27 protein-coding genes are annotated in these 25,269 nt (G+C 39.8%); 16 read left to right on the plus strand and 11 right to left on the minus strand.

Features of this window, described 5'->3' with window-relative positions; all coding sequences use genetic code 11:
- Positions 1-188 precede the first annotated feature (188 nt).
- Complete coding sequence (locus AACM45_RS00290) at positions 189-1,211, plus strand: helix-turn-helix transcriptional regulator (RefSeq protein ID WP_339140056.1); 1,023 nt, start codon at positions 189-191, stop codon at positions 1,209-1,211.
- 11 nt (positions 1,212-1,222) lie between these two features.
- Here the strand turns inward: AACM45_RS00290 and AACM45_RS00295 are convergent, their stop codons facing one another.
- The gene (locus tag AACM45_RS00295; RefSeq protein ID WP_339140057.1) at positions 1,223-1,507 is read right to left on the minus strand and encodes a hypothetical protein; all 285 of its coding nucleotides are present in this window, start codon (positions 1,505-1,507) and stop codon (positions 1,223-1,225) included.
- Positions 1,508-1,710: 203 nt separating this feature from the next.
- Between AACM45_RS00295 and AACM45_RS00300 the strand changes: the two genes are divergently transcribed.
- Positions 1,711-1,926 carry a hypervirulence associated TUDOR domain-containing protein gene (locus AACM45_RS00300; protein WP_339140058.1) on the plus strand — a complete coding sequence of 72 codons (216 nt, stop codon included), beginning with the start codon at positions 1,711-1,713 and terminating at the stop codon, positions 1,924-1,926.
- A gap of 13 nt (positions 1,927-1,939) precedes the next feature.
- Here AACM45_RS00300 and AACM45_RS00305 read toward each other — a convergent pair whose 3' ends face one another.
- From AACM45_RS00305 to AACM45_RS00315, 3 genes are all read right to left on the minus strand, one after another.
- Entirely contained in the window at positions 1,940-3,310 is a 1,371-nt protein-coding gene (locus AACM45_RS00305) for a TrkH family potassium uptake protein (RefSeq protein WP_339140059.1), read from the minus strand.
- A gap of 24 nt (positions 3,311-3,334) precedes the next feature.
- Entirely contained in the window at positions 3,335-4,213 is an 879-nt protein-coding gene (locus tag AACM45_RS00310) for a mechanosensitive ion channel family protein (RefSeq protein WP_339140060.1), read from the minus strand.
- A gap of 96 nt (positions 4,214-4,309) precedes the next feature.
- Positions 4,310-4,888: a hypothetical protein gene (locus AACM45_RS00315; protein ID WP_339140061.1), complete on the minus strand. Its 579-nt coding sequence runs from the start codon at positions 4,886-4,888 to the stop codon at positions 4,310-4,312.
- Between the two features lie 171 nt (positions 4,889-5,059).
- On the opposite strand from AACM45_RS00315, the gene AACM45_RS00320 reads away from it, so the two are divergent.
- The 4 genes from AACM45_RS00320 to AACM45_RS00335 all read left to right on the plus strand — a co-directional run bounded on the left by AACM45_RS00320 (position 5,060) and on the right by AACM45_RS00335 (position 8,328).
- Positions 5,060-5,767, plus strand: a complete 708-nt coding sequence (locus AACM45_RS00320; protein ID WP_339140062.1) for a flavodoxin family protein — start codon at positions 5,060-5,062, stop codon at positions 5,765-5,767.
- Positions 5,768-6,367 (plus strand): DUF2652 domain-containing protein, encoded by a 600-nt coding sequence (locus AACM45_RS00325; RefSeq protein ID WP_339140063.1) that lies wholly within the window; start codon positions 5,768-5,770, stop codon positions 6,365-6,367.
- A gap of 318 nt (positions 6,368-6,685) precedes the next feature.
- Positions 6,686-7,156, plus strand: a complete 471-nt coding sequence (locus AACM45_RS00330) for a hypothetical protein (RefSeq protein WP_339140064.1) — start codon at positions 6,686-6,688, stop codon at positions 7,154-7,156.
- Between the two features lie 134 nt (positions 7,157-7,290).
- Positions 7,291-8,328, plus strand: coding sequence for a helix-turn-helix domain-containing protein (locus AACM45_RS00335; RefSeq protein ID WP_339140065.1), 1,038 nt, complete (start codon positions 7,291-7,293; stop codon positions 8,326-8,328).
- Between the two features lie 2 nt (positions 8,329-8,330).
- On the opposite strand, the gene AACM45_RS00340 is transcribed toward AACM45_RS00335, so the two are convergent.
- From AACM45_RS00340 to AACM45_RS00350, 3 genes are read right to left on the minus strand one after another with little or no spacing between them, the layout of a single operon-like run.
- Complete coding sequence (locus tag AACM45_RS00340) at positions 8,331-8,543, minus strand: DUF6327 family protein (RefSeq protein WP_339140066.1); 213 nt, start codon at positions 8,541-8,543, stop codon at positions 8,331-8,333.
- Positions 8,533-8,880, minus strand: coding sequence for a hypothetical protein (locus AACM45_RS00345; RefSeq protein ID WP_339140067.1), 348 nt, complete (start codon positions 8,878-8,880; stop codon positions 8,533-8,535). Before AACM45_RS00345 ends, AACM45_RS00340 begins: the two co-directional genes overlap by 11 nt.
- Positions 8,877-9,215 (minus strand): YtxH domain-containing protein, encoded by a 339-nt coding sequence (locus tag AACM45_RS00350; protein WP_339140068.1) that lies wholly within the window; start codon positions 9,213-9,215, stop codon positions 8,877-8,879. The genes AACM45_RS00345 and AACM45_RS00350 overlap by 4 nt, the downstream gene beginning before the upstream one ends.
- A 171-nt stretch (positions 9,216-9,386) precedes the next feature.
- On the opposite strand from AACM45_RS00350, the gene AACM45_RS00355 reads away from it, so the two are divergent.
- The 4 genes from AACM45_RS00355 to AACM45_RS00370 all read left to right on the plus strand — a co-directional run bounded on the left by AACM45_RS00355 (position 9,387) and on the right by AACM45_RS00370 (position 15,304).
- Complete coding sequence (locus AACM45_RS00355; RefSeq protein ID WP_339140069.1) at positions 9,387-9,551, plus strand: hypothetical protein; 165 nt, start codon at positions 9,387-9,389, stop codon at positions 9,549-9,551.
- A 62-nt stretch (positions 9,552-9,613) separates the two neighbouring features.
- Positions 9,614-13,339: a ShlB/FhaC/HecB family hemolysin secretion/activation protein gene (locus AACM45_RS00360; protein ID WP_339140070.1), complete on the plus strand. Its 3,726-nt coding sequence runs from the start codon at positions 9,614-9,616 to the stop codon at positions 13,337-13,339.
- 84 nt (positions 13,340-13,423) lie between these two features.
- Positions 13,424-14,635, plus strand: coding sequence for a Pycsar system effector family protein (locus tag AACM45_RS00365; RefSeq protein ID WP_339140071.1), 1,212 nt, complete (start codon positions 13,424-13,426; stop codon positions 14,633-14,635).
- Between the two features lie 123 nt (positions 14,636-14,758).
- Positions 14,759-15,304, plus strand: a complete 546-nt coding sequence (locus AACM45_RS00370) for a lipid-binding SYLF domain-containing protein (RefSeq protein ID WP_339140072.1) — start codon at positions 14,759-14,761, stop codon at positions 15,302-15,304.
- Between the two features lie 51 nt (positions 15,305-15,355).
- On the opposite strand, the gene AACM45_RS00375 is transcribed toward AACM45_RS00370, so the two are convergent.
- Entirely contained in the window at positions 15,356-15,523 is a 168-nt protein-coding gene (locus AACM45_RS00375; protein ID WP_339140073.1) for a lmo0937 family membrane protein, read from the minus strand.
- A 159-nt stretch (positions 15,524-15,682) separates the two neighbouring features.
- On the opposite strand from AACM45_RS00375, the gene AACM45_RS00380 reads away from it, so the two are divergent.
- From AACM45_RS00380 to trxB, 6 genes are all read left to right on the plus strand, one after another.
- Positions 15,683-16,129, plus strand: coding sequence for a PepSY-like domain-containing protein (locus AACM45_RS00380; protein WP_339140074.1), 447 nt, complete (start codon positions 15,683-15,685; stop codon positions 16,127-16,129).
- 185 nt (positions 16,130-16,314) lie between these two features.
- Positions 16,315-17,595: a DUF2254 domain-containing protein gene (locus AACM45_RS00385; protein ID WP_339140075.1), complete on the plus strand. Its 1,281-nt coding sequence runs from the start codon at positions 16,315-16,317 to the stop codon at positions 17,593-17,595.
- Positions 17,596-17,788: 193 nt separating this feature from the next.
- Positions 17,789-18,220: a PA2169 family four-helix-bundle protein gene (locus AACM45_RS00390; protein ID WP_339140076.1), complete on the plus strand. Its 432-nt coding sequence runs from the start codon at positions 17,789-17,791 to the stop codon at positions 18,218-18,220.
- 524 nt (positions 18,221-18,744) lie between these two features.
- Complete coding sequence (locus AACM45_RS00395) at positions 18,745-19,197, plus strand: PA2169 family four-helix-bundle protein (RefSeq protein WP_339140077.1); 453 nt, start codon at positions 18,745-18,747, stop codon at positions 19,195-19,197.
- 582 nt (positions 19,198-19,779) lie between these two features.
- On the plus strand, positions 19,780-20,835 hold the full coding sequence (locus AACM45_RS00400) for an aldose epimerase family protein (RefSeq protein WP_339140078.1): 1,056 nt from the start codon (positions 19,780-19,782) through the stop codon (positions 20,833-20,835).
- A gap of 93 nt (positions 20,836-20,928) precedes the next feature.
- On the plus strand, positions 20,929-21,906 hold the full coding sequence (trxB, locus tag AACM45_RS00405) for a thioredoxin-disulfide reductase (protein ID WP_339140079.1): 978 nt from the start codon (positions 20,929-20,931) through the stop codon (positions 21,904-21,906).
- An 87-nt stretch (positions 21,907-21,993) separates the two neighbouring features.
- On the opposite strand, the gene AACM45_RS00410 is transcribed toward trxB, so the two are convergent.
- The 3 genes from AACM45_RS00410 to AACM45_RS00420 all read right to left on the minus strand — a co-directional run bounded on the left by AACM45_RS00410 (position 21,994) and on the right by AACM45_RS00420 (position 25,261).
- Complete coding sequence (locus AACM45_RS00410) at positions 21,994-22,443, minus strand: hypothetical protein (RefSeq protein ID WP_339140080.1); 450 nt, start codon at positions 22,441-22,443, stop codon at positions 21,994-21,996.
- 172 nt (positions 22,444-22,615) lie between these two features.
- Positions 22,616-23,338 carry a head GIN domain-containing protein gene (locus tag AACM45_RS00415; RefSeq protein WP_339140081.1) on the minus strand — a complete coding sequence of 241 codons (723 nt, stop codon included), beginning with the start codon at positions 23,336-23,338 and terminating at the stop codon, positions 22,616-22,618.
- A 132-nt stretch (positions 23,339-23,470) separates the two neighbouring features.
- Positions 23,471-25,261, minus strand: a complete 1,791-nt coding sequence (locus tag AACM45_RS00420; RefSeq protein ID WP_339140082.1) for a PspC domain-containing protein — start codon at positions 25,259-25,261, stop codon at positions 23,471-23,473.
- Between the last annotated feature and the right edge of the window lie 8 nt (positions 25,262-25,269).

A 25,269-nucleotide genomic window follows, 5' to 3' on the forward strand; every position in this document is an offset into this window, starting at 1 on the left:
TGGTTGACTCAAAAAATATTTTTAGTAACACATTAAAAATCATTTGTTTAGTCTTTTGCCCCCTTTCAAACCTATTCGCAAAAATTCGTTAAACATTTACCTGATTCCGTTAAAGGAAGCGTATCGAATCGGCTAATTTTGAATTGAAGAAGGTTATCCGCCAAATGGTTGGCCTAAAGGAATACAATATGGAAACAAGAAGAAGAAGGGCATATGAGGAATTGGAGCGGCTTTCGTTTAACTTAAAAGGGGAAATCGTAAAGGCTAACGAGACCTTCTCTTTACATATTGGGTCTACAAGTGGACATGGTGAAGTAAAATGTGTCAACTTTGATGATGGTCTCTTTATGTTGGAGTTTGAGTTGAACGTCACTGAGGATACGTATATTCCGTTGGTCACGAAAAACGACAATTCGGTGTATTTTCTATACTGCATGAAAGGCGATTGTTATTATGCGGCACAACGGAACAATCATTTTGTGAGGTTGAACGAACTGCAAACAGCAATCGTGAAAATATCGGACAATTTTGCCGGAGGCATTGTTTTAAAAGGCCAATCTGATATCACCCTTAATGTGCTTCGGGTCGACATTGAGACCTATTTTGAAAAACATGCCAAAAATCCGACGTATATCGCCGAACGCCTTAAAACCTTTCTAGATGAATTGAACCATACCCATAATTTGGTACATCTCGGGAAATTGAATTTCGATATTGCGGATTACATCAAAAAACTGGAAAAGGTCAAAAATGTCGATACCTTATCAGAACTCTTGTATTTCGAGGGAATCTGTATTTTGATATTGGCTAGTCATATTGAACAATACAAGCGTGAAATCAGCGGAAAGATCAATCCGACAAAGCTTATAAAGCGGGAGTTGAAAGTAATCATGGACACGGCCGAATACATTCAAGAAAACTTGGAAAAGCAAATCACGGTTCAAGCCTTAACTTTACAATCAGGGCTGTCAGCGGCAAAGCTGCAAGAAGGTTTTAAGTTTTTATACCAAAGAACCGTCTCAGACTTTATTCGTAACGTTCGGTTGGAAAAAGCGCAGGTCTTAATGAGGGAAACCGACATGAACATATCTGAGATCGTATACTCCATAGGCCTTACCAGTCGAAGTTATTTTTGTAAGATCTTTAAGGAGAAATACGGTTGCAATCCCAAATCATTCAAGTCTAAAACCAATCAAACTTCGATTGTCTAACACCTTTTACGTTATTGGAAGATCTTGGGCTTTGAAGGTTTAGGTGTTCTTCGCACTTTTCTGCTATTATTTGATTTTCTTATGGCAACGACTTTGGTTGCCGGAATATCAATGAATTCATTGGAAAATGAAGTATCTGACCGCTCTAAGAGGTCTTTTTCGTCAACGTCTAATTCGATGAACTTGGGTTTGGTCAAAATTACATAGAGAATGGCACTTGCAAAACCAATTGAAATTCCTAAAATAAAAACTGATAACCCCATATTGTTTTCTGACAAATCTAAATCCGTATGCAAACCTTCGTTGTTTCATTTCAGAAAAAAATTAACGTAATCACGAAATCGTAAATAGGGAATAAAGAACATAGTTTTCTCGATGGAGCACATTGAAAAGGGAAAATCATTGCATATTGCGAACAATATAGTTGGTTAATAGTTTCCTCAAATTTCAACCCCCTTACGGTTCTGCTAGTTGTTAAGGGGGTTTTTAACAACAAATCATGATAAGAAAAGGAACAAGGGTCAAATGGAAATGGGGTGATGGACATGCCGTTGGTAAAGTGGATGAAACGTACACAACCAAGGTGACCAAACAAATCGAGGGCAACGAGGTAGTAAGAAATGGCAGTAGCGATAATAAAGCACTGTTCATTGTTCAAGAAGATGGTTCTGAGGTTTTAAAACTCGAAAGTGAAGTAGAACGTCAAGATGAATAAGCCATTACCCCTATTAAACGGCCAAATCTTCTTCAACGATGAAATCTTGGTCGGTATTCTTTGGTTTTTGCGCTAAAATAGCTAAACCAAAAGTGAGAACCCCAAGACGACCAATGAACATTAGAACGGTAATCACCACTTTTCCGAATAGTGACAATTCCCCTGTAATTCCCGTACTTAAGCCAACCGTACCCAAAGCTGAGGCCACTTCGAATAGAATACGCTCAAATTCAAAATGCTCACTTAGCGTCATCAAAAAAGTACCAAGCCCTATGATAGAGGTGTAAAAAATAAAAGATGAAGTGGCAATATACAGGCGTTCAAACGGAATACGCTTGCCCAAAAAGGCGATTCTTTTCTTTCCCCTTAATCTGCTGCCCACTATGGCCAACATAGCCGTTAAAGTGGTGATTTTCATACCCCCGGCAGTACCCGAGGGAGATGCCCCTATGTACATCAAGAAAATAACCATAAGTAGTACCGGTAATACAAACGTACCATAATCCATAGTGTTGAATCCTACCGTGGTCATCGCACTCATGGTCTGGAAAAAAGAGGCCAGAAACCGTTCCTTATCTTTTAAAGACTGAATTGAGGGTTCTGTGAGGAACAAAAAAACAGAGCCAATACCGAGTAATAGGATAAAACCGATACCGACGATTTTTGTCGTAAAGCTTAGCCGGTGGCTCTTCGATTTGATCTTGAACGCAAGATCAGTGACCACAATGAACCCAAGGGAACCGGCAATAGCCAAGATAGAGATGATACTGTTCACCAAGGTATTATCTGAAAACGGTTCGAAACCATTGGGGAGAAGGCTAAAACCAGCCGTACAAAAAGCGCTGATACTGTGAAACAGCGCATTCCAAAGGGCGTCACCTGTGTTGTATCCCTCTTTGCTAAATGCAATATAAAAAAGTACGGTTCCGATGGCCTCCATAATGACCGTGAAGATGATGACAGATCTTAAAAAGTCTGAAATTTTTATGGTTACCGGCAAAGTGAACTCTGAGGTCAATATTTTTTTATGCCAATGGGTCAACCTTCGGGTCGTCGATAAGAGCATGAAGGTCGTAAAGGTGAGATAACCGATACCGCCCAGTTGAAAAAGGCACATGATAACGAACTGCCCGAAACCGGTGTACGATTCAGAAATACCCACGGTGACGAGGCCAGTTGTCGAAACGGCCGATGTGGCAATAAAAAGATTGTCGATAACCGATATAGGTCGGGCTTGTGCCCATGGCAGTAAAAGCAATAAAAATCCAGCTACGATATAGGTTAAAAAACCATAGAAAAGATTCTGTTGCGGGCTTAGGCCCAATTTTAATTTTAGATACCTTCGACTTAAACTTTTAAAGTATTGTACTACCCGTATGGCCATTGTTCATTTTATTTTTACCGAAAACTACACCTCTTTTGCTACCGACAGGGGCTTAGGAATGTGCAACGTACGAATTGGAAAGGGAATCTCAATACCATGCTCATCAAATTTAGCCTTAATTTGAATCATCGCCTCGGTTTTTGCCTTGGCTACTTCCAATGCCGAAGTGGAATTGATCCAAAATCGAGTCTCGAAATTAATGGAACTATCGCCAAACTCGCGGTACAGAAAAAGAATATCGTCCTTTTTCTCAACAGCCTTAAAATTCTCGACAATCGTCTTTTTAACGAGGTTGCGTACCATTTCCAAATCAGAATCATAAGCTACCCCACATTCTAAGATTACCCTAGACTGCGCGGTCTTTGAATAGTTTTTTATAGGGTTTTCAACGACCATTTTATTGGGAATGTAGACCAGGTTGTTGTCAATCTGTTTTATGGTCACGACCCTCAAATCGATATCGATGACCTCGCCCTCGAAATTGTTGGTTTCGACCCAATCGCCGAATTTCAGTTGTTTTACATAAGAAAGTATGATTCCCGAATAGGTGTTTGCCAACGCCCCTTGCAGTGCAAGACCTACTGCCAGACCGGCAACACCGGCACCGGCCAAAATGGTGTTCAGGGCTTTACCGAGGTTCAATATACCCAAGACCAAAAAAAGGCCCAATAGTATGGTTGCCGTTGCAACTATTTGTGCCAACAGTTGCTTCATACTGTCTTGTAGGCTACTTCGGCTTGCCAACTTGTAAGTCAACTTTTTAATATAACGTGATACAAAAACAGCAATAATGAAAACTACTATTGCCAAGATAATGTTGGGTAAATTGGCCACAAAGGTATTGAACCACCCATCCAGCTTATCCCACATGCCATTTAAGGCTTTTTCAAATTTATTTTCCATGTGAATTAAAATTTATAGCGTTATCATTCCCATCAAAAAAATGACCCCTAAGGAGTAGGGGCCATTTACCAATCAACCAACCAAAATAATCAATGACTACTGATAGATTACAGTATAGTCATCGACTTTATCCTTAAGTTCTTCCATACTGTTCATATACTTGTATTTGGTATTGAAGACACGTTCGGGTCGTTCCCCTACGATATAGTATTTTACATTGAGTTCAGGGGCGTTCAGGGTGACCTGATCCGATATCCTCATTTTTTTATCCTCAAGGGAGGTTTCCAATTTTTCTAAAGAGGCTACCACATAAAGGTTGTTCTCTTTTGCCCAAATTTCTTCAATATTGATATCGTGCTCGAAATCGGCTACTTCGGCTTCGACCATAATGGTCTGTTCCTCTTTTTCACCCCATTTGTCATCAGGCATATTTACATCGATAAAGGGCACTTCGACCTCTTCTTCTTCCATCACGATGACCAATTTCGGAATTTCGACCGTCTTGGTCGTGGTGCCCACATTGACATCGGCCCAAGCGACTTCATAATCAGGTAATTCACCGGCCTCCGCATCAATATCCACATCAACAGTAGGTAGTTCACCATCCTTTTTCTTTTCAATATTACATGACATCAATAATCCAATTACACAAATTATACTAAGTACTTTTCTCATATGTTTAAATTTTAAGTTGTCACAAAACTATGGGCAATCTGAGCGCTATCGGTGCTTGATTCATTCAATCATTGTCTCAAAAAAGAATTTGTAGATGCGTTAGCTATTACTGCTTTAAAGTCAATATGTAGCGGCGATTTAAAGTATTTTCGACGATTAAACAAAGAGAACGTGAAAGTTGAATTTTCAGGATTAAAAGCACTCTTTATCAATTGTACGCTCAAAAAAAGTGCTAAGGATAGCCATACCGAAGGATTAATGGAGTTGTCAATGGATATCATGAGAAAAGAGAACGTATTCGTCGACTATCTGCGAATGGTCGATTACCAGGTGCCACCTGGCCTTGTGCCCGATATGACAAAAGAAGGTTATGACGAAGACGACTGGCCAAACCTCTACAAAAAAATCAAGGGAGCCGATATATTAGTAATCGGTACCCCTATCTGGTTGGGGGAACGTTCTTCAATTGCCAGTAGGTTGATCGAAAGGTTATACGGCATGAGTGCAGAAACCAACGCCAAAGGGCAATATGTGTACTACGGCAAAGTAGGGGGATGTATCATTACGGGTAATGAGGATGGAATCAAACACTGCGCCATGGGGTTGTTATATGCCCTGCAACACTTAGGTTTTAGCATTCCGCCACAAGCAGATTGTGGATGGATTGGCGAAGTAGGGCCCGGGCCAAGTTATTTAGACGAATCTTCGGGTGCTAAAAACAACGAATTTACCAATCGAAACACGACCTTTATGACCTATAATCTAATGCACCTAGCCAAACTACTAAAAAATAACAATGGTTTGCCACGTTACGGAAATTCCAGGGATGACTGGGATGATGGAACGCGATGGAATTTTGAAAATCCAGAATACAGATAAATGAAAGCAGAACCCACTTTAATATGTATCCCCGATATAAGCGGATTTACCGAATTTATGAGTAAGGTCGATTTTGAGCTATCGTCAAAGGTCATCCCTTCATTATTGAACAAGGTAATCTATTCGAACACCATAAACCTAAAAGTTTCTGAGATAGAAGGTGACGCCGTGTTATTTTACAAGCAAGGCAACCTACCCAATATCGAGGATTTAATAGACCAATGCAAAAAGTTCTATGTTGAATTTTATAAGCGATTGGAAGAACTTCGGCTAGAATACGCTTCCCACAAAAGCGCCTTTCAAATCCCCAAGGTGTTGGGTCTGAAAATCGTACTACACTATGGGGACGAAATCGCTTCGGCCCAGGTAGGCAATCGAATTAAATTATTAGGTGAAGATCTGATCGTGGCCCATAGGCTACTCAAGAACGATATTGAATTAGACGAGTATTTGTTGATAAGTGATGCATTGGTACGGCAATATCAATACAAGGCCCTGAACGCGGAATTCGATTGGGCGGGTTTGCAGCAAGGGAGCACGCACTACAATCATTTGGGTGAGCTCAACTATCATTACACACCACTTACGCCACTGGTTTGATGTGTTATTCTGGAGGAAAATCCCTTGCCTTTAGGCGAAGACCTTAGGGGTTTCCTTACAATTTTTCCTTCCGCTCTGTGCCATACACTATGCGCATTCAGAAAATTATGTAAGGCGTAAAGCGATCGGCGGTAGGTAATAATTCTTTAGTCGCCTTTAGGCGAAACCCAAACCCGTCGGTCTTTAGCTGATGGTAGTTTGGTCGTCTAAAACAGTCAATTTTTAAATGATGTGAGCAAAACAATTGAAATATCAAAAATTACTTTTGTTAAGTATTTGATAAACAGATATTTTAATTCAATAATCTAAAAATAGAACATGAGAAAATTAAAGCAATTGACGTTTTTGGTAGCAATGATGGGTACCATGGTAGGTGTCGCCCAAATGAGTAATAATGGTGCGATGCGTACCACTACCGCGATGATGACCGAAGTAACGGTAGAAGGTACGAGCCATCCCGTTGAAGTAATGGTATATGAAAATCGTAATTATGAAATGAAATGGGATAATGAAGATAAAGGTAAAGTCGATCAAGATAGAACTTCGGCCTTGGCAAAGGTCACTAAATTAATCCATTTAAAAAGTGACAATGAAAAGCTGAACGACCAGTTCATAGTATTGCGTTACGACAGGCAGGTGACCGACACCTTTAAAGTCGCTCCCATAGGGGAGGGTTTTGAAGTGACCGTTGATGATAAAGTGGTGCGCTATGTATTCAATGAAGGAACCTATAAGGTCGATACATCAGACGAAGATTTCTTTATCGTTGAAGAATTTATGGCCAAATAAAACTGGTCCGGAAGCAAGATTAAGGTCCTCTAGCTTTAGAGGACTTTTTTTGTTTAATAAAGTCGATATCTTAATTGAACAATTTACTACTTTTATAGCATTGTTTTACCATTCAACTAAATACGGCAATAACTATGATCACAATTAAGGTAGACGCTAAGGATACCGAGGGAACGGTGCGACAAATACAGCAAAAACTCGGGGGACAGATTATGGAGCGATGGGGAGAGTATACGCTAAGTATCGATAATGAAAAAGCGAAGGGGAACATTAAATTTATCACTTTTGATTGGGGGGTATCTTTATTGGAGTACGACTTAACGTTTTACGATGAGGTGACCTTGGTCATGGATGCCTCACAATTTAATCCCATACATTTTGCGTATTGCCTAGAGGGATATTGTGGGCACAAGTTCGGATATCAAAGCGACGATGAAATAAAAATCTTAGAGCAATACCAGTCGGTCATCATCACCAGTCGTGAGGGTGGGTTCAATTATGGCTACTTTCCAAAAGACTTAAAGCTTCGTATCAATGTAATCCAAGTAAGTAGAAAACCCTTTGTTAGAAAAAGACTTAATCAGGGTGAGGAACTCAATAAACAATTGTATCGCGTATTCTTAGATACGGACCATGAAAAGGTGTTCGCTTATTTCGGTACGTACAACCTAAAATTAGCGGACCAAATAGCGGCGTTAAGTGCGGTGAAGGGTAAAGGGATGATTCGTATCATGCAAATACAAGGTTTGGTGTACCAGATATTGTCAATGCATATGTTACAGCACAATCGTGAGGTGCAGAACCGACCATTGCCGACAACACTGTTGCGAAGGGAGCTTAAAATTGTTCGAAATTGCGCGAAAGCGATTGAAAAGAATTATGCTACCCTATATACCTTGGAATCACTCTCATTGGAAACGGGTTTGACACAGGCAAAATTGCAAGAAGGGTTTAAGTTGCTATACAGCCAGACCGTAACCGAATATATACGCAACGTGCGGTTAGATGTGGCACGTGATATGATTGCCAATACTGAACTGAGTATTTCAGAAATCGTATACTCCATCGGCTTTAGTAGTAGAAGTTATTTCTCTAAGATTTTCAAGGAAAAATATAATATTAGTCCGAGTGAATTTAAAAAGAGTAAGCTCAATCTGGCCGGGGTTGCCTAGTCTTACCTGAAGACTTTCTTGATTAGATACGCAACAATGACTTTTTTGAAGGGGCTCACGACCTTATTAAGTAAATTCAGCGGTTGCATGGTCTCTTGAATAGCTTCTTTATTACCACTTAATAACTCGTAACTAATATCTTTTTTAAGCTTTAAGATCCTCAAGTCTTTTTTGATTTCGGTGATTGAGGCATACGCTTTCGGCTTACTCATCATGTAATATACTTTTAGATAGTGATTTTATGATTTTGGTCTCAAGGGGGTTCTTCAGTACGAAGACCAATAGTAAAAAAACCAAGTAGATGGCACCTACTATAAGAAAGCCCAATGACATACTTTCAGTAAGGTTTCCCAAATAAATGGAAAGGGCTAGTGAGAACAAGAGCAAGGCAATCAATCCGAGAATGGACAATATGCCATATTTGATTATGGTGGTACTGAATTCCGCTGTATGAAGAAACAATTTTAACTTATAATACTCCCAAGAATTCTTTAAATATTCTTGGGAGTTATCAATGGATTCTGAAGTTATGGTACTTAATTTTTTACTCATGCCGTTCTGCTGATTCTCGCTTTTCTATTTTTATCCTTCAGGTCCTTAAGTTTGGCCTCTAAGGTCGTAATGACATCCTCGGCCTTGTAACTGGCGTTGGTCAACATGGAATCCACTTGGTTCTCAAGTGATTCTTGTTTCGCGGCCATAACCCCAGTAACCTGCTGCTTGATTTCTGACGACTTTTCACTTACTTCATCTATAAGTTGATTTGATTGCTCCACTAGCTTTCTTCGAGTATTGGTACCCTTATCTGGGGCAAATAAAATTCCGGCAACTGCCCCGATGGCGGTTCCGGCTAAAATTCCTAAAATTGTGTTACTGCTATCACTCATAATTATCGTTTTAAATTCAGAGCTAAATTAATGGCGACGATGGTCATACCTTGTTGCAATCCATTTAATTGTTAACTGCAATCAGATAATGGAATGCGTCAAACAAAATAGCATTCAAAGCACTCCCGAAAAGCATCCTACACTACCTTGCCACGAACAAAAAGTCTAAAAATGAAACAGGGAGAAGAAAATACACAGTTTGTAAAAGATGAGGATAATGAAACGCGTAAATACATTTTTCAGAAGAATAAAAAAACGGTCACGGGTTTTTATATTGTTTTAATTGCTTTGTTAATGTTGGTGGCCGCTACGATTATCAGTGGTATCGCATTTTAATATTTATCTACTACCCAACTTACTTCTAACAAAACAACCGAATAACCCTTAATTGAATATCCATGAAGTACCAAAACTTCACTAAGATCAATTTTTACAAGCTCTTTATCTTAACATTCACCTTCGTCTGCTTCAGCTGTGCGACATTCAAACAACAAAAAAAAGAGGATGTCGGTACTATGGGTAATAGCCAAGATAAAGACATTGTACATACCTTTTTCATAGCTGGTGGCCTGGGCAACTCTGAACGTGATATACCAACAACATTGTTGGCAAGGCTGAAGGAACAACTATCCGTATCACCAAAAGAGACCACATTACTGTTTACCGGTGATAACATCAGCCCTACTTTGAATAATTGGAATGCGGACCAAAGATTGTTGAACAAGCATTTGGAGTTGACGGAACAATTCAAGGGTCAGACCATATTCATACCAGGTAACAACGAATGGAAGTCGTTTGATACCAATGGGGTCGAACAAGTAGAGGATTTTATCAAGGATAAGGAATCAAACACGGTATTTTTCTTTCCAGAAAACGCTTGTCCCATAACGCACAAGGTCATCAACGATGACCTTGATTTGATTTTAATCGATTCTAAATGGTTTGTCGCTAACTGGTCAAGAATCAAGGATATCAATAAAAAGTGTACCGATATTACCACCAGACGGCGATTTATGGAAGAACTGGAGGGGTATATCAACGATGGCCAAGGTAAAAACATCGTCATCGCCATGCACCATCCGGTTTTTAGCAATGGAATCTATTCAGGCAAGAATACTTTAGGCCAACACCTAAGTCCATTACCAATTTTGGGTACTGTAAAACAGACGGTAATGGATGCCGGTTCTTTTGACCCCAATCATCTCAACTCTAGAATTTATAACTACTTTAGAATTGCCGTGAGTTCTTTGGCCAAAAAATCGGATAGGATAACCTTGGTGTCCGGACATGAAGAGAGTTTGCAGTATTTAAGTGGGGGTGGCATACATCAGATAGTAAGTGGTTCCCTAGGGTCAAAAAGTGCCACAAAATTATCAAAACAACGACTTACGGCAATAGGTGGTGCGTTGTCGTACGAAGGCAAGTTTTCACACGGCGCTAAGGGCTTTGTGAAACTGGACTATTTTAATGACGGCAGTTCAAGGGTTACCTTCTTTACGGAAGAAAACGTGGGTACCGTCGACATGGATATCCTTTCAGGATTCGAGAAAAATAAGGTTCAAAACAATTTTGCAGAAATAAAACAAGGTATTGTTGAAGATAGGGTCTTGAACAATGTGCAAACCTTTGATAAAGGCAAATTCTATAAATGGCTTTGGGGTGAGCGATATCGAAAATACTTTGGTGAATACGTTTCTGCCCCTGTGGTGCGATTGGATACCTTATATGGCGGATTGAAAGTGGTCAAAGCAGGGGGTGGGCATCAATCGTTTTCATTGCGGCTAGAAGATGAAAATGGAAAGCAATATGCGATGCGTTCCCTCAGAAAGAGCGCCCTGAAATTTCTCAAGTTCAAGCTTCCAGGTATCGCTTTCAATGAAGAAGATTATCAAGATACTTGGCCAGAGGATGTGATATCCGATTTTTTCACCACCGCACATCCCTACATGCAGCTAACGGTCAATCAATTGGCAAAGGCCATAGGGGTAAACCATTCAGATACGGAACTTTTTTACATACCGAAACAAGAAAGACTTCAAGAATATAATGAGGATTATGGTGATGAACTTTATTTTGTGGAACGCAGACCCTCAGATGAACAATTGAATTATAAAGGATACCGCAGAACCATCGATGAAGAAGGTAAGGTTACCGATTTTGAGAGTACGACCGATATGCTCGAAAAAATAAAGGGCGATGAGTCTTACACTATTGACCAACATAACTTTATCAGGGCCAGGTTGTTTGACATGTTGATTGGGGATTGGGATAGGCATTTTGACCAATGGCGCTGGATCGAATACGAGACTGACGATGGTGATAAGGAGTTCATGCCCGTTCCGCGTGACAGGGACAACGTCTTTCCGAGATTTGACGGTATGGCCATTCCGTTTCTTAAGCTGTTTGTTCCCAACGCAAGAATGTGGCAGTCGTATGGTAGCGATATTAAAAATGTCAAATGGCTCAACGGCTCGGGAAATAAGTTGGACAGGGCCTTGCTAAACCAATTCGGAAGTAGGGTATGGCTTGAGGAAGCTAGGGAGATCCAACGGAATTTATCAATGGAGACCATAGAAAAGGCTTTTGAACGCCTTCCCGACGCCGTGCAAGACGAGACCGCGGAATCCATTAAAGGCAGTTTAATCGCCAGACTTGAAAAATTAGACCAATATGCAGTGGAATACGCCAAGTATCTGAACAAGATCGTCGCTGTGAGGGGTACCGAAAAAGATGACCTATTCGAAATCGAAAGGCTTGAAAATGGGAATACCCGCGTCATTGTCAAAAGGTTGTTCTCCGATAAAAAGAATAAAGTCTTTTACGAGCGTGAATTCGAAAAGGGTATCACAAAGGAAATTTGGATTTATGGTCTGGGCGATGATGATGAATTCAAGGTATCGGGAACATCCAAAAAGACAATACCATTAAAGATCATTGGGGGTTACGGTGATGAGGAATTCGATATTGAGAACAAGAAGAACATCAGGGTATTTGATTGGGAGCATGAGAACATCCAATTTAAGGGAGAAAAGGCAAAGCTTCGGTTGGGTGATAGCTACAAAACAAATACCTACCATTGGAGGTATTTTAAACCCAACACCAACTTAGTTGCTCCCAATCTAGGATTTAGAGTGGATGATGGCCTCTTCGTAGGGTTAAAAGATACCTATACTGTCAACGGGCTCAACGGTAATCCGTTCAGGCAAAAACACCAATTATCGGCCAATTATTATTTCGGATTTGAGGCCTTGGAACTTGATTACCAAGGGACCTTTGCCAATATTTTCCCCAAATGGAACCTAGAAGTAAGGGGGTATTATACCAGTGACCGCTACGCTAAAAATTTCTTTGGCATTGGTAATGAAACCGTAAACAATGAAGATGTACTCGACCGTGATTTTTACAGGGCCCGCCTACGACAGCTTAAGGCCAGCGTAGGTCTTGCCTATTATAGTCTTAGAATTAAGGGAACGGTGGAGTCGTTTCGGGTAAACGAAAACGAACAACGCCTTTTTAACCCTTCAAATTTTGATACCGAGATCTTTGAGAATCAAACCTTTGTTGGGGGAGAGCTATCAGCGGACTATGATAGAACGAATGCCAACGATTTTCCTACCAAGGCCATTTATATGGGCTTGAAAGCAGGTTATAAACAAAATACCGACCTTAGTGAAAATAGGTTTGGGTATGCCTCGTTACGATTGGGTTTTGACCATAAACTGATACGTTCGGGCCATTTGGTTCTTAGTAGTACTGCAAAGGTGCATACGAATATTGCCGAAGGTGATATATTTTTTTACCACGCACCGTCCATTGGCGGGGATAATGGCCTAAGGGGGTTTAGGGATGAGCGTTTTTCAGGGCGTACCTCGTTCTACCAAAGTACTGACCTCAAACTTCGTTTAAAACGCTATATTACCGCAGTCTCACCGGTTACCGTGGGCATATATGGTGGTTTTGACTATGGTCGGGTCTGGCAAGAGAACGATGTATCCAATATTTGGCATACTTCGCAAGGGGGCGGTTTTTGGATAAGTAGCCTTCAAGCATTGACTTTTAATATAGGATATTTCAATTCCGTAGAGAACAATTTGGTACAAGTAGGTTTTGGCCTCTCATTTTAGGGTTGAAAAGTTCCCTTAAAAATTGAAAGGCCCGAACCGCCAATCGTTAGGTTAACAATATCCGATGAATTTAAAAATATTAAAATGAACGATTTAATTAAAGAAGCCAAGGAGCACATTAGGGAATTATACGAAGCATCACAAGAGGATAATCTCGTATTTCGAAATTGGAATTTTAAAGACCGGCTACTTGGTCATGCCAAAACACTGTTTGAAAATACTGACCTGAGCGAAAAGAAACAAGAACTATTATATCTGACACTCCTTTTTAAGGATACCCATTTATTGAAAAATGGATTGGACGTATACTCTTCAATTCAACAATTGCAATTGTTTTTGAAACCAAAATCATACCCTGAAAAAGATGTTAAAACCTTGGAACGGCTGTTGGTTTTTACGGCCAATGACGCAAAGCCTGATTCCCTTTTGGAAGAATATTTATATGACCTTCAATATGCCTTTCTGCATGATAAGGATTATACCATGCTTAATGAACTATGGCGTGAAGAATTTCAATTTTTAAAGGGAGAGGATATCCCGTTATCGGAATGGCGAAAAAATCAATTGGTATTGTTCAGAAGTAAACATCGCTACTACACTGATTATGCGATAGCGAATTGGACCAAACCAAAACAAAAGAACCTTAAGAAATTGGTAAAGGCAAAAAAGAAGAACAAAAAAACGGTTTATAAAGAGAAGATCAAGGCCAAATTCAAGGATAAGATTGTGGATAGGGGCGTACAGACCCTGTACCGCGTTACCTTAAGAAACCACATAAAACTAAGCGATATCGCTGACACCAAAGCAAATATATTATTATCTGTGAACGCCATAATCATCTCATTGGCATTGGCGAACCTGATTCCGAAATTGGACAATCCGTCGAACACCTACCTCATTTATCCCACATTCATATTCATACTGTTCTGTATCGTATCGATGATAATGTCCATAATGGCCACCAGACCTAATGTGACCAGTGGTGAGTTCACTAAGGAAGATGTACAGGACAAAAAGGTAAACCTGTTGTTCTTTGGTAACTTCCATAAGATGAAATTAGACCGTTATGAGTGGGCAATGACCGAATTACTGAAAGACCGCGACTACATTTACAAATCGTTGACCAAAGACCTCTATTATCTGGGTATTGTATTGGAGCGAAAATATAGGCTGTTACGATGGACGTATACTGTATTTATGATTGGCATGATCGTATCCGTTATCGTGTTCTCCGTATCCCTTAAATTTTTTGGCCCTGATAGGACTTTAGCTGTTGAAGAGATTATAAGTCCTTGACCATAAACGGAATTATGGAATGCGTCAAAGTTTGTCTTGTTCGAAATAATGTTGGCACATACTTACAGGTATCTTCGTGTAAGAGTTGGGAATAAGCCCAGAGTAACATATAAAACAAAGAACATGAAAAAACTTAGAAACCTTGCAATGGTGCTGATTGCAATAGCAGGAACAACAGTGAATGCCCAAACGGAGAAATTGAATGAATTAAGGGCAGATGCCCAAGAGGCAAAAAGCGAATTGCTTCAAGCTGATTCCGATTTACAAACATTTTTCGATAATGCGGCCGGATATGTCATCTTTCCGAACGTGGGTAAAGGCGGATTGATTATCGGAGGGGCCTCTGGTAATGGAATCGTATATGAAAATGGCAATGCCATTGGTAAAGCGGGATTGAAAAAACTCAATATAGGCTTGCAGGCGGGTGGACAATCAATTATCGAAGTCATCTTTTTCGAGACTGAGGATGATTTGAAAGATTTTAAGGAAGGAAATTTTTCCTTTGGAGCCGAAGCCTCTGCGGTGGCCGTAAAATCAGGAGTAGCCGTAAATGCGAAATACAAGAATGGCGTGGCCGTCTTTGCGCTGCCAAAGGCAGGTTTAATGGCAAATGCATCCGTTGGCGGACAAAAATTCTCTTATGACGGATTTGAATCGGATATGAAATAAATCATATAATAAAAAGGGTATGGTAACATACCCTTTTTATTTTCTAAAAGGTCATAAAGGTTTTTTCCCTGATATGATATTATAAAGTACTACGATAACTGCAATTACAAGCAGTACGTGAATCAACCCTCCGGTCGATAGTCCAGGAATTATCCCCAAAAGGCCCAAGAGCCATACAACGATACAAATAACGGCCACAAGCCAAAGTAAACTTCTCATACGTATAATTTAATTGATTACCATTGGGCAAACTATCGTTTAGTGCGATTGGATCAGTGCTTTAAACGATTTTTTTTTAGTCCAATCAAAAGTTTCAAGGTATAATGCCAGGTGTTCCGTAAATGACACCCCACGAATATATTTTCAATCAATACCGTTATGAAAACAAATAGGAATATGAACATAACCCTTATTTTGGCCCCGATTTTTTTAAGCTTGTTACTTTCGTTTAATTTGAATGGACAGACACCAAAAGAAGTCAAAGAGACTTTCGAGAAAATGTATCCGAATGAGAACGACCCCGATTGGCATATAGATAAAAATGGCAATTACGAATCAAATTTCAAGATTGATGGGATAAAATATAGAGCAGACTATAACCCTGACGGTACTTGGATTGAAACGGAGACCAGTATATCAGAAAAAGAGTTACCCTTCACTATACGGGAGCGGTTAGAACAAGATTACAAGGATTGTAAAATTGTGGAAATAGAACGTGTGCGACATTTCAAAAAAGGATTATTTTATGATGTCGAACTTAAAAGGGATGGTAAGAAATTCGATGTGGAGTTTAAGGTTTTCGTCAAAAAAATCAAGGCTTTTTAAGGTTAGGTTATGTAGCACAAGCCCTAACAACTCAAAAAAGGGGATGTAAATCAAAAAAATCATCTTTTTTAAGAATCGTAGGTAGTCCTATTTATGGTTTAATAGGGAAAGGTGCTAGAAGCCTTCCTTTTTATCAGCGATAAAAAGGACGGATTGCAAACGTGTACTACCCGACATAAATGACTATGAAAAAAATTATCAAATTTATCACTAGAATGTATCGTCAGGTAATTAGAAGCATTGCCTTTTACCCTGTCCTCATTTCCCTATTTTATGGAATACTTGCCCTTATAGCACTTTCGCTAGACAATTGGGAGATAGTTCACTCCATAAAGAAGAATGTCCCCTATCTTTTCATACAAGATTACGAAACGGCACGGTCCATATTATCGGTCTTGATTGGAGGGGTAATCTCGCTAACGGTCTTCAGCTTTTCAATGGTCATGGTAGTTTTAGGACAAGCTTCATCCAATTTTTCGCCAAGACTCCTTCCGGGTTTGATTTCGAACAGTGAACATCAAATCATACTAGGTATATATGTAGGTACATTGCTTTATTGCATCATAATTTTGACCTCACTAGGTGCACTCGGTATGGATACCGATACCATAGGTCTTTCAACCATGCTTGCAGCTATTTTAAGTGTGATTTGTATCGCACTGTTCGTGTATTTTATCCATAATATTTCAGGGGCCATACAAATTCATAACATCATTGACAGAATTTTCAGCAAGTGTAATGATTTTGCGGAACGGGAGTTAAAACAATCCAATATCTTACAAATTAGCACTGGACATACGGAAACTTCTGAATGGAAGGTACTTCGAAGTGATAGGTCAGGATATGTTCGAGGCATTGACACCAGAATTATAAAAGATTCCATAAAAGCACAAAATAATCAAATTGAGATAATTCCCTATCCCAACATGCATGTCTGGAAGGGAAAACCTATACTCCGCATTCAAAAAGACCTTACTAAAGAAGAAATCAAGAATTTGATGTTATGTATGGACATCTCTTCCAATCGTTATGAAAACGATTACGGAATAGGCGGCATGATCAAACTTATGGAAATCGCCGTTAAAGCTATGTCACCAGGTATCAACGATCCAGGTACGGCAATTGATACTATCGAAAAACTAGGTGGGCTACTCCGAAAATTTTTACGGTTTCCCCAAAAAACCGCGCAGGCATTGGATAAAGGGCAGTGTGTTTTGATTAAAAACAATATTCCAGCAAAAGAGTTGATGCGCACCATTATACAGCCCATTCGTTTTTACGCAAAGCAAGATAGTTTGGTGTTGTATGAGTTGATTGACGCCTTACGGTTAATTGCTAAGTGCCCAAATCTTTGTAATGAAAATAGTAGGGTCGTCAAATTGGAAATAAATAGCTTACGGAAAGATATTGAGTATCATATAGTCAACAGTTCAGATAGAAATCAACTCTTGGCAAAATTTGAATAAGGGACTTGTTTCAAAGATGCTGTTCTAATGTCAATTTCAATGCTATGCGGTTTAATTCAACAAAACCACATTCAATATTAGATTAAGTTTAAATTTTACCAAGCTAAAAACGGTCCGCATCAATCAAACAAGCTTTAGCGTCAATATGGGGGTGTTTAATTTCGGATATTTCTATTTAATTAAATATATGATTATGAGTTATTCACAAGTGGCAGATTTATTAAATGAATTATTGGGTGTACACTATCATGCAGAAAAAACATACAAGACGGGTATTGAACATGTAGAAGATTCGACATTAAAATCATTCTTCGTAGTTAAAGCGGCTGAGAAGGCCAGCATGGTCAACGAATTGACTGATATTATCGTTCGGTTGAACGAAACACCACTTAAAATGGGACAACTGTCGCAAAAAGCGGCTAAGATTTGGTCGGATACCCTCTTATTTTTTAAGGGGAACAGCAAGGCAGCAGTGTTGGAAGAATGTAGAAAAGCAGAGCAAACCGTTTTAGAGGAATATGAAGAAGTTTTGAAACACACTTCCGTAACGGGTTTCAACCGTACGATTCTAGAGGGGCATCGTGACGAAATAGCTGAGGGAATTTCGAGTTCTTTCAACATATAGGTGAACGAACTGTAGTAATTTTAGGTTGCCCAATACCTCAGTTCACCTTTTTGTCATTTACTCGTTATGTTGTCATATACCCAGAGTGACTAATTGTAAAAAACCTAATGAATCAGCCTCTTCTTGTGATACGAATCAACTAGCTGAAAATTTCGAACCTTTAATCGGCTGTAGTGAAAGTCAGCGATTTGTATTATAGTAAGGTTTAGAAGGACTTGATACGTGGGAATAATTATTTGGATGTTTGGGCTATTGTTTATGAAATGCCTATAATCTTTTCAGATACATTGAAGAGCGATGTGCAGTCAATAGCAGCGAAGGATGAACATCAGTTTTATTCACTACATATCTCTACAGAACATGACTTTTACCCTTTACGCCATATGTAATCGCAAAGCTGAATTCAATACGGTCAAAGTTTACATGTTAGCGATTAAGCTAGTGTTATTCCTTGGGATAAATTAGCGTTTTAATATGTCAACCGGTAGGCATGAAATCAATAGTTACCGTAAAACCACATAAAAATGAATAATGATGTTAAGAAAATCGAGGATAGGTTAAAAGACCTCGTGACAAAAAATGAAGATGCCGTTATAGGTTTTGAAAAAGCGGCTGAAAATGCAAATGCTGCAGGTATTCAAAGTTATTTTAGCAAAAAAGCCGAGGAACGAAAAATCTTTCTCAAAACATTGAGAAATGCAGCTCAAGATCTTGACCTCGGAGATAAGGAAATCGATGGAAGTACGGCTGGAGCCGCGCATCGTGCTTGGATGGATGTAAAGGCATTTTTCTCAGGAGACAACGATGAAGCCATGCTTGAAGAAGCGGTTCGGGGCGACAAATCTGCTATTGATGAATACAACGATGTGTTGGCAGAGACCCATGTTCCCCACAGATTGAAGGAAATTATAAGGGAACAACGAGATGCTATTCAAAATGATATGGAAACTTCAGAAATTTTGGAAGACCACAGGTAAAACCCCATACCATACCTGATGAAAAAAAACCTTTGAAAAAAGGGTTTTTGTTTTCTATTACCAATACAATGAATCATGCACTGATTCGTAGACTGGCAATACTCCTATATTTTAATAAAAATCAGTCACTTATTGACATCTTCTTCTAAATTCAAGATGAAGAGAATCCCCGACCACGAAAAGACAAGGTCAACTCCAGATTTATAAGGTTATTGGTCCTTGATTTTTCTTTTAGCTTTCATGACCATCTTTAAACCTCATCCACGGTTTCAACCATGGCGATTTCAACAATTTTATGATTTTCCTACGATGAAAGAAGGGGAGTCTCGAAAGAACCTATCGATTGTTGCTGATTTTTTCTAGTTTCGGCACTTGTCTTGTTTTCGTATGTTGGATATTTACCCGAATATAGGTTTATGAAATTTTGAATTCATCGATTTCTTAAAAAACGCTTGTTTACCAATACCAAATTTTCAAAGACCTTAAAATCAAAGCTACTTACCAGGATTGGGTCTTTAATGGATTTTATTAATAGACTATTCTTTTTTCGATTAATTTTGAAATCCAAGAAGTACTCCAGAAGTGTATAAAAAGGACTTTGAAACCACAATTGGAGGCCAAAAGGTAGGTCTTTTTACTATTGCGAACATGCATGGCCTCACTGCCAAATTTACCAATTATGGGCAACGCCTCGTCTCTTTAATGGTACCTGATGGGCATGGTGTTTTTGATGATGTCGTACTGGGGTATTCAACTTTAGAAGATTATTTAAAAACCAATCAAAAATATTACGGGGCGGTAATTGGTAGGTATGCCAACAGAATTGCAGGCGGCAGGTTCACGTTGGATGACAGGGAATATGAATTGGCCACCAACTACGGCGGTAACCATATGCATGGGGGAAAACAGGGTTTTGAAAGTGTGGTGTGGAAGGTTGACAAAATTTCGAGCAACGAACTTAACTTTTCAAGAATGTCGCGCCACATGGAAGAAGGTTATCCGGGTAACGTCATAGTGCAAGTGAACTATATATTGACCGATACCAATGAGTTGAGGATTCAATATACCGCCCAGACGGATCAGAAAACCGTTATCAATCTTACCCACCATTCCTATTTTAATTTAAGGGGGGCTAAAATGGGTAGTATCAATGAGCATCTTCTCATAATCAATGCCGATTTTTATACTCCTATTAATGCGAATATGATTCCCACAGGAATTTTGGAAAGTGTAGTTGCTACCCCATTCGATTTCACCGAACCAAAACGGATAGGGAAAGACTTAGGCCAATACCATGAGCAATTGAAATTCGGCGGTGGATATGACCATAATTTCGTGCTGGATCAACAAGTAAAGAGCGAAGATGGGCTGATTGTGGCCGCAAAGGTAATAGAACCTGATAGTGGAAGGACCATGGAGGTTTTCACCAATGAACCGGGCATTCAATTCTACAGTGGTAGTTCCATATCGTCTTCCATTCTAGGGAAAGGCGGGAAAGCATATCGTAATGGGGAAGCTTTTTGCCTAGAAACACAGCATTTCCCCAATTCTCCGAACCAGTCCAATTTCCCCAGCACCGTTTTACAACCAGACGAAAAATACGAATCGATCTGTGTCTATAAATTCAATACGATTTAGTTAGTTATTTGTTCATAAGCTCTTATATGAAGATGTAAGTTTTAGGTCAAAAAAGCTACTTTTGTACTTACACAATATAGAAGAGGTTTAATTATGTCAGAACAAGTTGAACGACTAAAAACATTGATTATTGGCTCCGGTCCGGCAGGATATACGGCGGCTATATATGCCTCAAGGGCAGATTTGAAACCGGTACTTTATACAGGTATGGAGCCTGGTGGTCAATTGACCACCACTACTGAGGTGGATAACTTTCCGGGCTATCCAGAAGGTATAGATGGGCCTACCATGATGGTGCAGCTGCAACAGCAAGCAGAACGATTTGGAACGGAAGTACGGGTCGGAATGGTCACGGCGGTGGATTTAAGCGATGAGGTCGGGGGTATACACAAAGTCACCGTTGACGGCGACAAAACCATTGAGGCCGAAAGTATTATAATCTCAACAGGGGCCACTGCGAAATATTTGAATTTACCAAGTGAACAACGTTTGCGTGGTGGGGGTGTTTCGGCATGTGCCGTTTGTGACGGATTCTTTTACAAAGGTCAAGAAGTGGCCATTGTCGGGGCAGGGGACACTGCGGCCGAAGAAGCTTCTTATTTGGCAAACATCTGTAGTAAAGTGACCATGTTGGTTCGTAAAGATCATATGAGGGCTTCAAAAGCCATGCAGCACCGAGTGAACAGTCTGCCCAATATCGAGGTGCGTTACAATACCGAAGTGGATGAGGTATTGGGCGAGCAAGTGGTTGAAGGCCTTCGAATGATAAACAACAAAACGGGCGAGAAAGAGGATATAGTCATTACAGGATTGTTTATTGCCATTGGTCACAAACCCAATACGGATATTTTCAAGGGGCAATTAGCGATGGACGATACGGGCTATATCGTTACCGAGGGAAAATCGACCCAAACCAGCAAGCCTGGCGTATTTGCTAGTGGAGATGTTCAAGATAAGGAATACCGTCAAGCGATAACCGCTGCAGGAACTGGTTGTATGGCCGCCTTGGATGCCGAAAGGTATCTAGCCTCTGTTGGTTCTGCCGTTGAAGCTACGGCACGTTGGGATTAGTAGCCCTGTAGTTAAAAGAAAAAACGTCATTCCTCTGAAATCAGTAAGGGAATGACGTTTTCATTTTGGTCGGTTGTTGATAGCCAATCAATCTATTCGCTTGTAATTTTCAGAGAATGTACGGTTTCCGTCTTCGTCCAAACTGATTTGACTATAGGTGTCATTTTTCAAATCCAACTCGAAAATGAATTCTGTAAGCGTATCCAAGGCTTTCATCATTTCCGAATCCCCAAAAATAATGGTTTCGTGTAGTTCACGATCAGTGAGGTAATACGAACCGTAACCGAAACGTCCGTTGGGTTCATTAGGCACATATCTTGACCACATGACTTTACCATTGTAATACATTTTTACCTGACGGTATCCTTTTGCCTTTGGTTCCGTACTACTAATATTGACACCATCATCATAATTGTGAAAGCTTACAAGTTCCCAAGTACCCTCTATAGAGTGGTAATTATCTGGTTTGGATGAGATGAGTATTGCTGCGACCAGCACTACGACCATCAACAAAACGGTAGTGACTAATTTTTTCATGGTTGAATGTTTTTGTGTGAGGAAAAAAATCTTCATTTAAGGTACGAAAAAATGTTAAATACATAATTATTTAACCAATAAAATATGAATATGTCACTATTATGATAGAAAAATAAAAAATACCCCAAAAATAGGTTTTGGGGTATTAGGTCATTTGGTTGATGGTATCGTACTAGTATTTATGCACACTGCCCGAAACGGACTTCTTTTTCGTTACACTCGCTTCGCCAGTATATGAAATATCGGCCCCACTACTGGCATCTGCGGTCAATGCCTCAGAAACATTGACCGAAATATCAGCACCACTACTGGCGTCTGCATTACAGCGTTTTGCCGTGAGTGTCCTCGCTTTAATGTCAGAACCGCTGCTTGCATCTGCATATAAGGTCTCCGTTTTGCCCGATACCTTGATATCAGCCCCGCTGCTCGCATCGGCCATTACTTCATTGGCGACCAGTTCTACCTCGATATCTGAACCACTACTGGCATCCAGTTCAATCTTGTCGGCCTTGATTACATTTTGTGCGATTAAATCAGCCCCACTTGAGCTTTTTAATGCGGTTACCCTTGGTAAGGTTACATATACATTTTTAGTGGCCCTGCCGATATTCTCAATGGCATGTATTTTTAAACGGCCGTCTTTGATATCGGTGCCGATAAGATCAATGATATTCTCATCTGCTTCCACTAAAATCTTAAAATCGTCTCCTTGGGTGACAAATACGTCAATACCTTCAGAAGCGTAAACTGCGGTGAAATCATCGCTAATACTCCGAGATTCCTCAGCAACCTGTCCATTCCCTCTTTTTCCATCACCAAAATTGATGTCAAAGGCACATGATGACATGAAAAGGGCTAATAATGCGGCTACTGCCATTCGTACTAAAGTTGTCATTTTTTTCGTTTTTTGTCCTGAACACGTTCAGGGGTTTATTAGTAATTGATTGTTGTACAAAGTTGTTATTCGTTAAGCTTTTATACCAATCTGATTTGCTGAATCGTCAAAACAATGGACTGGGTTGTAATTTTAATAATCATCTTCAGCCTTTATCTCGACCCCATTTTCATCGACCTTCATTTTAAAGGATTCCCCATTGTCTTTGACATCGATATCGATACCATCTTCATTGATAATAATTTTTCCGTTTTCATTTCTGTCACGGATGTTGATATCGATCCCATCTTCGTTGATAATGATTTTTCCATTGCCGTCATCATCGCTATAAAGATCATCGGGGCAATTTTGACACTTCAATTCCCCGTCCTCGCCCATGACCCATAGATAATCAATGATATCACTGCGGTAATAATCACGATCATTTTTGGTGCTTCTTCCAATATTTCCGTTGACATTTTCATCAAATGTGATATGCATGCCTTCGGGTATGTAGAGCGTGGTGCGAACTTCTTGGTCTCGCATTTTGTTTTCAGTGGAAGTGGTCAAATAGTCATCCAATACCAATTCACCATCTACATAAGCATAGTTGTACGTAATTTCAGAAGACCTTTCCCTAGCTTCTTGAAACGAACTTCCATCAGCATCTTTACGTATTTTCAAGCGAACAAGGCTATCAGTGGATTTTTTGATATCGAAGCGAATATCTTCTGAGTATAAAAGGGCGTTGCCATTATCATCATAGACCATCTGAAGGTCGTCAAAAGTAAATCGATTATCATAGTCGATACTTTCGGTTGATTGCATGCGCACGTTCAAGGTATCGGTGACATTTTCCACATAAATTTCCTCATTTATCGTGGTAGTACCCGTAAAGGCATGTGCGGCTGCCTGTCGTATACCGAGTGCGATTAAAATCCCAATAGACATCAGCCAAAGCCCTAATAGGGAATATCTAGCGATGTTACCGATGGATTTCAAATTATTGACCAGAATTTTCAATCCTAAGTACAACAAGAAGAAAAAGGGAATACCAACGGCAAAAAAGCACAATAATGACACTACCCAGACAGGAGCTCCCGTAGTATTGATAATATCATAAAAATCCACTCCCGGAAAATGGACCATATCGATGACGCCTACAGTGAACAGGCCTACGAACAAAGCTATAAGTGCCGTTGCACCTGTAATGATGAGTATTATTCCAATAAACTTTCCGAATATCTTGAAGAAGAACATAATGATATCCCCTATGGTATCAAAAAAGGTCTTGGAGCTGCTTTTGACCTTGTCACCCACTTTATCGTAGTCGACGTTTTTAACCTTGTCGGCAACATCATCAAACCCCTCTTTAACTTTGCGTTCTATATTGCTGATGTTGATGGGCTTTCCCGTCATGTCCAACTTTTGCGAAGTTGTTACGGCCTCGGGAACCAAAATCCAAAGTAAGATGTAGGCCACGATACCGAAACCAGTAAACAGGCCTAAGAGAATAAATATGAGGCGGATCCAAAGGGCATCAAAACCTAGGTAGTGCTCCAATCCAGAACAGACCCCCCCGATGTATTTGTTCTCAATATCGCGGTATAGTTTTTTAACCCTTGAAGTTGGGCCTGATTTTTTATTTGAGGCAATAGGCTCATCTTCAAAAATGTCCTCATCGATCATATAGTCTTCGGGCTGGCCCATGATAGTGATGACCTCGTCAACTTCTTTTTGGGTGATTACCTGCCGCTCATTTTCCATCTTCTCCAGAAAGAGTTCTGCAATTCTCGCTTCGATATCGGCAATGATCTCATCGCTTCCGGCAGTACCTGAGAATGACCGCTTGACCGACTCTAGATAGCGTCTAAGCTTATCGTAGGCAGTATCATCTATATGAAATAGTGAGTTTGCCAAATTTATATTTACTGTCTTGTTCATTTTTTGAT

The sequence above is a fragment of the Croceitalea sp. MTPC5 genome (assembly GCF_036985505.1).
In the GTDB taxonomy this organism is placed as follows: domain Bacteria; phylum Bacteroidota; class Bacteroidia; order Flavobacteriales; family Flavobacteriaceae; genus Croceitalea.

Bases quoted from the DNA above. Each gene is read 5' to 3' on its own strand.
- AACM45_RS00290 (WP_339140056.1), top strand. From the start codon at position 189: ATGGAAACAAGAAGAAGAAGGGCATATGAGGAATTGGAGCGGCTTTCG.
- AACM45_RS00300 (WP_339140058.1), top strand. From the start codon at position 1,711: ATGATAAGAAAAGGAACAAGGGTCAAATGGAAATGGGGTGATGGACAT.
- AACM45_RS00305 (WP_339140059.1), bottom strand. From the start codon at position 3,310: ATGGCCATACGGGTAGTACAATACTTTAAAAGTTTAAGTCGAAGGTAT.
- AACM45_RS00310 (WP_339140060.1), bottom strand. From the start codon at position 4,213: ATGGAAAATAAATTTGAAAAAGCCTTAAATGGCATGTGGGATAAGCTG.
- AACM45_RS00315 (WP_339140061.1), bottom strand. From the start codon at position 4,888: ATGAGAAAAGTACTTAGTATAATTTGTGTAATTGGATTATTGATGTCA.
- AACM45_RS00325 (WP_339140063.1), top strand. From the start codon at position 5,768: ATGAAAGCAGAACCCACTTTAATATGTATCCCCGATATAAGCGGATTT.
- AACM45_RS00330 (WP_339140064.1), top strand. From the start codon at position 6,686: ATGAGAAAATTAAAGCAATTGACGTTTTTGGTAGCAATGATGGGTACC.
- AACM45_RS00335 (WP_339140065.1), top strand. From the start codon at position 7,291: ATGATCACAATTAAGGTAGACGCTAAGGATACCGAGGGAACGGTGCGA.
- AACM45_RS00340 (WP_339140066.1), bottom strand. From the start codon at position 8,543: ATGATGAGTAAGCCGAAAGCGTATGCCTCAATCACCGAAATCAAAAAA.
- AACM45_RS00345 (WP_339140067.1), bottom strand. From the start codon at position 8,880: ATGAGTAAAAAATTAAGTACCATAACTTCAGAATCCATTGATAACTCC.
- AACM45_RS00350 (WP_339140068.1), bottom strand. From the start codon at position 9,215: ATGAGTGATAGCAGTAACACAATTTTAGGAATTTTAGCCGGAACCGCC.
- AACM45_RS00355 (WP_339140069.1), top strand. From the start codon at position 9,387: ATGAAACAGGGAGAAGAAAATACACAGTTTGTAAAAGATGAGGATAAT.
- AACM45_RS00360 (WP_339140070.1), top strand. From the start codon at position 9,614: ATGAAGTACCAAAACTTCACTAAGATCAATTTTTACAAGCTCTTTATC.
- AACM45_RS00365 (WP_339140071.1), top strand. From the start codon at position 13,424: ATGAACGATTTAATTAAAGAAGCCAAGGAGCACATTAGGGAATTATAC.
- AACM45_RS00370 (WP_339140072.1), top strand. From the start codon at position 14,759: ATGAAAAAACTTAGAAACCTTGCAATGGTGCTGATTGCAATAGCAGGA.
- AACM45_RS00375 (WP_339140073.1), bottom strand. From the start codon at position 15,523: ATGAGAAGTTTACTTTGGCTTGTGGCCGTTATTTGTATCGTTGTATGG.
- AACM45_RS00380 (WP_339140074.1), top strand. From the start codon at position 15,683: ATGAAAACAAATAGGAATATGAACATAACCCTTATTTTGGCCCCGATT.
- AACM45_RS00385 (WP_339140075.1), top strand. From the start codon at position 16,315: ATGAAAAAAATTATCAAATTTATCACTAGAATGTATCGTCAGGTAATT.
- AACM45_RS00390 (WP_339140076.1), top strand. From the start codon at position 17,789: ATGAGTTATTCACAAGTGGCAGATTTATTAAATGAATTATTGGGTGTA.
- AACM45_RS00395 (WP_339140077.1), top strand. From the start codon at position 18,745: ATGAATAATGATGTTAAGAAAATCGAGGATAGGTTAAAAGACCTCGTG.
- trxB (WP_339140079.1), top strand. From the start codon at position 20,929: ATGTCAGAACAAGTTGAACGACTAAAAACATTGATTATTGGCTCCGGT.
- AACM45_RS00410 (WP_339140080.1), bottom strand. From the start codon at position 22,443: ATGAAAAAATTAGTCACTACCGTTTTGTTGATGGTCGTAGTGCTGGTC.
- AACM45_RS00415 (WP_339140081.1), bottom strand. From the start codon at position 23,338: ATGACAACTTTAGTACGAATGGCAGTAGCCGCATTATTAGCCCTTTTC.
- AACM45_RS00420 (WP_339140082.1), bottom strand. From the start codon at position 25,261: ATGAACAAGACAGTAAATATAAATTTGGCAAACTCACTATTTCATATA.